The 440-nt window shown below is 54.5% G+C and carries 1 protein-coding gene; it reads right to left on the reverse strand.

All coding sequences use genetic code 11. The features are described 5' to 3' along the window. Positions 1 to 440 (reverse strand): integrase core domain-containing protein (locus tag K0F85_RS28360; RefSeq protein WP_219119137.1); only part of this gene is annotated, 440 nt, incomplete at both ends.

A 440-nucleotide genomic window follows, 5' to 3' on the forward strand; every position in this document is an offset into this window, starting at 1 on the left:
GTGTCAAGACCCGCTTGGTTATAAACACGTTTAACAAATAATTCCGGCTTTTTCCCCTGCCATTTCTTCATCGCCTGCATCGGTGTTTCATTATCCAGGGCGCGCTGGGGAATGTTGTGGTTGTAGATTTTCAGGTAATTGCGCAGTGTCGATTCGAGTTCGGCCCTGGACGCGAAGCGGGTCTGGTTGACGACCTCGCTGATACGGCCGTTGAAGCGCTCAACCATGCCATTGGTCTGCGGATGACGTGGCGGAATCAGGCGATGTTCGATCGCCAGTTGCTTGCACAGCACGTCGAACGCGTGCCTGCCGCTGGGAATCCGATCGCCCGTTTCCGGGTCTTTCTTCTTGCTGGTAAAGCGGTCGGTGAACTGGCTGCCATTGTCGGTGAGCAGCTTGACGATGGTGATCGGACAGGCTTTGTTGAGCTTGATCAGGAA

Source organism: Janthinobacterium sp. UMAB-56, from assembly GCF_900095265.1.
GTDB lineage: Bacteria > Pseudomonadota > Gammaproteobacteria > Burkholderiales > Burkholderiaceae_D > Janthinobacterium.